This is a genomic window from Streptomyces sp. S6 (genome assembly GCF_054880855.1).
The window spans coordinates 1-4,963 of sequence record NZ_JBTYMC010000407.1 but is presented as its reverse complement, the minus strand read 5'-3'; the positions used below and the strand labels follow the sequence as shown (position 1 = coordinate 4,963).

The 4,963-nt window shown below is 73.5% G+C and carries 5 protein-coding genes; 3 read left to right on the top strand and 2 right to left on the bottom strand.

The window, feature by feature from the left end; all coding sequences use genetic code 11:
* A partial coding sequence (locus ACVNF4_RS32415) for an FUSC family protein (protein WP_461806454.1) occupies positions 1-1,036 on the top strand: 1,036 nt, incomplete at its 5' end.
* Positions 1,037-1,042: 6 nt separating this feature from the next.
* Here the strand turns inward: ACVNF4_RS32415 and ACVNF4_RS32410 are convergent.
* The gene (locus ACVNF4_RS32410; protein WP_461806453.1) at positions 1,043-1,984 is read right to left on the bottom strand and encodes an endonuclease/exonuclease/phosphatase family protein; all 942 of its coding nucleotides are present in this window, start codon (positions 1,982-1,984) and stop codon (positions 1,043-1,045) included.
* A gap of 320 nt (positions 1,985-2,304) precedes the next feature.
* Between ACVNF4_RS32410 and ACVNF4_RS32405 the strand changes: the two genes are divergently transcribed.
* Both ACVNF4_RS32405 and ACVNF4_RS32400 read left to right on the top strand, forming a co-directional pair.
* A complete protein-coding gene (locus tag ACVNF4_RS32405) occupies positions 2,305-2,946 on the top strand; it encodes a DUF899 family protein (RefSeq protein WP_461806452.1) in 642 nt (213 codons plus the stop codon).
* 125 nt (positions 2,947-3,071) lie between these two features.
* Positions 3,072-3,245, top strand: coding sequence for a hypothetical protein (locus ACVNF4_RS32400; protein ID WP_461806451.1), 174 nt, complete (start codon positions 3,072-3,074; stop codon positions 3,243-3,245).
* Here ACVNF4_RS32400 and ACVNF4_RS32395 read toward each other — a convergent pair.
* Positions 3,230-4,963: ABC transporter ATP-binding protein (locus ACVNF4_RS32395; RefSeq protein WP_461806450.1), on the bottom strand; the 1,734-nt coding region annotated here is incomplete at its 5' end. The two genes, ACVNF4_RS32400 and ACVNF4_RS32395, sit on opposite strands and share 16 nt — an antisense overlap.

The following is a 4,963-nucleotide window of genomic DNA, read 5'->3' as shown; positions in this document are numbered from 1 at the left end:
GCGCAGGCGCGGCGTCGCCGCTCTCCTGCGGGCCGCGTTCGGCGCGGGCGGCCGGGAGTACGGGCTGCGCGTCGCCCTGTGCTTCGGCGCGAGCGCGGCCATCGCGCAGGCCCTGCACCACACCCGCTGGTACGGCGAGCACCCCCACTGGTACTGGCTCCCGGCCACCGCCGTCTTCCTCGTCAAGCCCGACCTCGGACCGCTCGTCTCCCGCGTCCTGTGCCGCGCCGCCGGCACCGTCCTCGGGGCGCTCGTCTTCGCCGGGTTCGCCGCGTTCCTGCCCCGCCCGGAAGGGCTCGTCGCCCTCGTCGCCGTCTGCGGGGCCCTGGTCCCCGTCGCCACCCGGCACTTCGCCGCCCAGACCGCCGTCGTCACCGTCCTCGTGCTCGCCCTCGTGATGGTCGGCGGGGAACCCCAGGCGTCCGCCGGGCGCATCGGCGAGACTCTTCTCGCCTGCGTGCTCGTCCTCGTCGTGGGCCACCTCCCGATGCCCGGCGAGCGCGGCGGGCAGGTGCGTGCCCGGCTCGCGGTGGCGACGAAGGCGGCGCAGGAGTACCTCGCCCACGTCCTGAGCGGCACCGGCGATACAGGGCCGGTACATGACATTCGCGGCGAAAAGCCGCAGAAGCGCGTCAGGTGGCCTCGGAGGCGGGAGAGGCGTTCCGGTGTCGACGTCACTGTCCGCGGCGCCGAGAGCGGCCCTCAGGCGTCTCGGAGCCCCGTTCCCGCCGGTGACCGTGCCACCCGCTGGGCGCTGCGCCGCGAGGCGTACCGCACGCTCGCCGAGGCCAGGACCGCCATCGCCCTCTCCGCCGCCGAACACCCCGCCCTCGCCCGCCACACCGCCGGCACCGACGAGGTCGCCGCCCTCCTGGAACGCCTCGTCGACACCACCACCGCGTGCGCCGTGCAGCTCGACGACACGGGGCACCTGGGCCGCCGTCACCGCGAGCTGCTCGACGAACTCCTCACGGCCCTCGACGCGCACCGGGTGCCGGGACCCAGGAAGCGGATGAGGCTGCCGCACGCGGGGTGAACGGGCTCACGCCACCCGCACCCACACCGGCGCGTGGTCCGACCCCGTCGCGTCCCGCCGCTCGCGGGGGTCCTCGCCCACCGACGGCAGCCGCAGCACCCCCTCGTCGTCGGGCACCCCGGTCCCGGCCTCGGTCACCCTGTGCACCAGCTGGTGGCTGAGCAGCACATGGTCGATCAGCTCCCGGCGCCCGGAGTTGACGCGCGAGTACCGGCGGTCGGCGGGGATGAGGGGCGCGACGTCCCACAGGCGGAGCTTGTCGCCCTGGTCGGGCGTCTTGTAGCCGGGCGTGCCGATCTCGGACCCGGGCGGGCCCAGGAGGATCTGCGTCGTGGCCGCCTGCACCTCGTCGTTCAGGTCGCCCAGAACGACGACGTCGCGCGCGCGGCCGTCGCCGTCGAGCAGGTCGTCCGCCAGGGCGCGCAGCGTCACCGCCTCGGCGGTCCGGCGGTACAGCGCGTACGCGCCGTAGCGGGCCCGCTCGCCCTCGTCGTGCGGGAAGAAACGGTTGCCCGGGTACGTCAGGAGCTTCGACTTGAGGTGGGCCACCGCGAGCGTCACCGAGCCGCCGCGCACGGCGAGGAAACCGCGCCCCGCCGCGGAGACGGTCGACCCGGCGTCGTCGACCTGCACGGGCCGCAGCTCGTGCGGGAACGCGTCGCCGTCCGCGACGACCTCCAGGGGCTCCTTGGCGATCACGCCGACGCGGATGCCCCGGCCGTCGGGATGCGCGGACAGCGCGGTGTGCCAGGTGCCGCCCACCACGCCGAGCAGGTCGTCCAGCGCGTCCGGGTCCCCGATCTCCTGCACACCGAGGAGGTCGGGGGCCAGCGCCCTGATCACCTCGGCCAGATCGGCCAGCTTCGTGTCGTAGGACGCCTTGTCCTTGGGCCCGAACGGGCCGCCGGGACGGTAGAGGTTCTCCAGGTTCCAGGTGCCGAGGAGCATGACGGGCTCCCTCCAGAGCGCAGTCAGGGCCCCAGGGTGCCCTTCACGGAGGCCGCCGCGACAGATGCGGGAACGCGATGCCCGCCACGGCTCACGCAGGCCGAGGACCCCGCCGTACGCTGTCAGGATGACTCCGGTCGCGGATCTCGTCATCTCGGGCTGCCCGCCCCGACGGACCGCAGTCACGGCCGGCGCGTCCAGGAGTACGACACCTGAGACCCGGTCGCAGAAAAACTTTCGCGGACGACGATGAGTTCCGCGCCCGCCTCCAGTCACCCCTCCGACGGACCGTCGTACACGTCGTACCGAAGGGGTGAGCGATGTCGCTCCCGGAGATCGTCTCGCGTGAGCAGTGGCGCGCGGCGCGCGAGGACCTGCTGGCCAAGGAGGAGGCCCTCGCCCGCGCGCGGGAGGCACTGGCCGCCGAGCGGCGCCGGATGCCGATGACCGAGATCGGCGCGGAGTACGTCTTCGAGGGCGGCGACGGCAAGGCGACCCTGCTGGACCTCTTCGGCGGACGCGGCCAGCTCGTCGTGCAGCACTTCATGTTCGCGCCCGAGTGGGAGACCGGCTGCCGGGGCTGCGCGGCCTTCCTCGACCAGGTCGGCGACCTCGCCCACCTCAGGGCCCGCGACACGTCCTTCGCGGTCGTCTCCCGCGCGCCGTACACCCGGATCCTGCCGTTCAAGGCACGCCTCGGCTGGACGGTGCCCTGGTACTCGTCCTACGACAGCGACTTCGACGCCGACTTCGGGACGAGTGTCCCCTCGGCGGACGGGGACCCGGTGGAGCGGGCCGGAGTGAGCTGCTTCCTGCGGAGCGCGGACCGAATCTTCCACACGTACTCGGCCTTCGGGTGCGCCCCCGAAGGGCTCCCCTTCACCGACAGCCTGCTCGACCTGACCCCGTCGGGACGTCCACTGGGCGTGCCGGTGCTGTTCCACGACGAGTACGAGTCCTGAACGCCCGACCTCACAGCCGGTCCTGACGCCGTGTCGGGTATGTCTCGGTCCTGTCACTTGGTGAGCCGTCCGCCGCCCGACAGCGTCAATCCCTTCGAGGGACGACGCTATCGGCGAGGTGCGACATGGTGAACGGGCGGACAGTGCTCGAACGGTTCCCCGCGGGCGGGCCGCGCGGCTCGTGGCCGGCCGAGGAGTTCGCGCGCGCCAGACGCTCGGAAGGACTCCCGGCGGAGGTCGTCATGGACCTCGCGAGCGACACCTTCCTGGTGATCGTGCGGGGTCACTCGGCCGAGTGAGCGGGCTGCCGCGCGGCGAACTGCTCCGCCTGGAGCGCGTACAGCTCGGCGTACACACCCCCGGTCGCGAGGAGTTCGTCCGGCGTCCCCGACTCGACGAGCCGCCCCTGCTCCAGGACGTGCACCAGGTCGGCGTGGCGGACCGACGCCAGTCGGTGGGTGATCAGGACGACGGTCTGACCGCTGCCGGCGAGCGCCCGGATCTTCTCGAACACCTCCAGCTCCGCCCGCGCGTCCAGCGCGGCCGTCGGCTCGTCCACGACCAGGATGCTCCCGCGCCGGTAGGCCGCCCGCGCGATGCCGAGCCGCTGCCACTGCCCGCCCGACAGCTCGTGACCGCCGCTGAACTGCCGTGCCAGCAGCGTGTCGAGACCGCGCGGGAGGTCCGCGACGACGTCCTCGGCGCCCGCCTGCGCGACGGACGCGGCGAGCCGCTCCTCGGTGAGCGGCGCGGCGGAGCGGCCGATCGCCACGTTCACCTTCGCCGTGAACGGCCAGCGCTTGAAGTCCTGGGCGACCATCGCGATCCGCTCGGCGAGCTGGTGCCGGTCCGCCTCGGCCGCGTCGACGCCGTCCCACAGGACCCGCCCCGAGTCCGGCCGGTACAGGCCCGCCAGCAGCTTCACCAGCGTCGTCTTGCCCGAGCCGTTCTCGCCGACCAGCGCGATGATGCGGCCCAGCGGCAGCGTGAGGGTGACGTCGTCCAGGGCCGGACGGTGGTCCGGGGAGCCGTCGCCCGGGTAGCGGAAGGTGACGTTCTCGAACCGGATCTCGCGCGGGTCCTGCGGGAGGTCCACCCCGCCGGCCGGGATCGCCCGCTCGGCCGCCTCGACGTACATCCGTTGCAGGTCGCCGACGAACAGGGCCTCCTCGTGGAGCTGGTTCACCTCCAGGACCAGCGTGTTCAGGCTCGCCGAGCCGCTGCGGATCGCGATGACGGCCGTCCCCGCGACGGACAGCGCCATCGCGCCGCCGAGCAGCAGCCCGCCCAGCGTCGCGTACGTCGCGACGGTCGCCAGGCCCGTCCAGCCCGCCGCGATCAGCCCGGTGCGCGCCGACAGGCGGGCCAGCCGGGCCTGTTCGGCCTCCGCGGTCTCCGACATCGTCCGGAAGTGCCGCAGCAGGAACGGGCCGACGCCGTGCACCCGGATCTCCGGGGCCGCCGACGGCTCCGTCAGCAGACTCGCGATCAGCTGTCCCGCGCGCGCGTGCTGCACCCACGTGTGGAACGACTCGTAGTGGCGCCGGGCGTTCGTCAGGGCGCTCCAGGCGCTCGGCAGCGTCATCGTCACCAGCAGGGGCAGCAACAGGGGGTGCAGGACCGTCAGGACGCCTGCGGCGGCCGTCAGGGAGATCACCGAGTTCACCACGCGCGTGCCGTACACGATCATCCGCTGCGTCGACCGGGCGCCGTACTGCGCGGTGTCCAGCAGTTTGTGGAAGGCGTGGTCCTCGATCGCCGCCAGCTCCACACAGGCGGCCCGCTCCAGGTACAGCTCGGTCGCCACCCGGACGACCTTGGGTTCGAGACGGCCCGTCGCGTACGTGGAGGCCGCGCGCAACAGTGCGCCGAGGAACAGGACGACGGCCATCGCGGCGAGCGCGGGGGCGGCGTCGTGGACCCGGTCCTCGATCGGGCCCGCGGCGATCAGCCGGCCCAGCGCGCTGTTCACCGCGAGCAGGCTGACGGCCTGGGTGGCGCCCCGGGCCACCTCGGC

Excerpts from the sequence above, each read along its gene's own strand:
- ACVNF4_RS32410 (WP_461806453.1), bottom strand. The coding sequence starts at position 1,984 with ATGCTCCTCGGCACCTGGAACCTGGAGAACCTCTACCGTCCCGGCGGC.
- ACVNF4_RS32400 (WP_461806451.1), top strand. The coding sequence starts at position 3,072 with ATGGTGAACGGGCGGACAGTGCTCGAACGGTTCCCCGCGGGCGGGCCG.
- ACVNF4_RS32405 (WP_461806452.1), top strand. The coding sequence starts at position 2,305 with ATGTCGCTCCCGGAGATCGTCTCGCGTGAGCAGTGGCGCGCGGCGCGC.